Below are 1,494 nucleotides of genomic sequence, written 5' to 3' on the forward strand. Positions count from 1 at the left end.
CGGATCCACTCGGTGAGCAGCCTCCGGCCGTCCTCGGTGACCTCGAAGCGGCGCGGGTTACCCCGCGAGGGGGCGCCCTCGAGCGGGAGCTCCCGGATCAGTCCGGACTCCCCCAGTCGATCCAGCTCCCGGTAGATCTGCTGGTGGGTCGCCGGCCAGAAGTACCCGATGGACTTGTCGAACCTCCGCGCCAGCTCGATCCCGCTCCCCGCCCGCTCGGTGAGGGAGGTGAGGATCGCGAACTTCAGCGACACGGTGTCAGCGCGCTGCCAGAGCGGACGCCGCCTGCTCGTACTCCGCGCGGAGCCGCTCGACCAGGTCGCGGACCGAACCCGTCGAGGTGACCGCGCCGACGCCCTGGCCCGCACCCCAGATGTCGCGCCACGCCTTGGAGTCCGCGCCCCCGCCGGAGCCGAAGTCCATCGCCGTGGGGTCCGAGACGGGCAGGTCGTCGGGGTTCAACCCCGCCGCCTCGATGCTGCCCCGGAGGTAGTTCCCGTGGATCCCCGTGAACAGGTTGCTGTAGACGATGTCGGAGGCGGAGCTCTCGACGATCATCTGCTTGTACTCCGCGGCCGCGCGGGACTCCTCGGTCGCGAGGAACGCCGACCCCACGTAGGCCAGGTCGGCGCCGGCGGCCTGCGCGGCGAGGATCGACCGGCCGTGCGCGATCGCCCCGGACAGCAGAAGCGGGCCGTCGAACCACTCGCGGATCTCCTGGATCAGGGCGAACGGCGACTGCGTCCCGGCGTGTCCACCGGCGCCGGCGGCCACCGCCACGAGCCCGTCGGCGCCCTTCTCGATGGCCTTGCGGGCGAACCTGTCGTTGATCACGTCGTGCAGCACGATCCCGCCGTAGGAGTGGACGGCGTCGTTGACCTCGGTACGGGCACCGAGGGAGGTGATGACGATCGGCACCTCGTGCTCGACGACGGTCGCCAGGTCCTGCTCGAGCCGGTCGTTGGACCGGTGGACGATCTGGTTGACGGCGAACGGGGCCACGTAGCGGTCCGGGTTCGCCGCGGCGAAGGCCGCGTTGCTCTCGGTGACCTGGTCCAGCCACTCCCCCAGGACCGACTGCGGTCGCGCGTTGAGCGCCGGGAACGAGCCGATCACACCAGCCTGGCACTGCGCGGCCACCAGCTCGGGGCCGGAGTAGATGAACATCGGCGAGGCGACCACCGGCACGGTGAGCGGGCCGGCGAGGACGGAGGGAAGGGCCATGAGCAGTCCTTTCGGGACCGGGATGAGGTCGGCTTTCCCCGACCGTACGGCCGCCCACGGTTTTATGCAACTAGTTGCACAAAGATCTGGACGCGTGGCGGTGGAGCGTCCCGATCACCTCATCGCTCACCAACCGGGTAGATCTCCTCGGCCACCCGCTCCGCCGCCGACACGAACGCGGCGACCGTCGCGGGAGCGAAGCCGCCCGAGTCCGGAATCGCGGGGATCCCCGTCGACCCGGCCGCGCCGGGGCCCTGGGCACCCGCGGCC

2 protein-coding genes are annotated in these 1,494 nt (G+C 71.1%); both read right to left on the minus strand.

Features of this window, described 5'->3' with window-relative positions:
- Positions 1-254 (minus strand): helix-turn-helix transcriptional regulator (locus G6021_RS08175; RefSeq protein ID WP_182641035.1); only part of this gene is annotated, 254 nt, incomplete at its 3' end.
- A 4-nt stretch (positions 255-258) separates the two neighbouring features.
- Positions 259-1,224, minus strand: coding sequence for a nitronate monooxygenase family protein (locus tag G6021_RS08180; RefSeq protein ID WP_095717099.1), 966 nt, complete (start codon positions 1,222-1,224; stop codon positions 259-261).
- Positions 1,225-1,494: the final 270 nt, after the last annotated feature.

Origin of the sequence: Dietzia sp. CW19, assembly GCF_014145265.1 — a bacterium.
Lineage (GTDB): Bacteria > Actinomycetota > Actinomycetes > Mycobacteriales > Mycobacteriaceae > Dietzia > Dietzia natronolimnaea.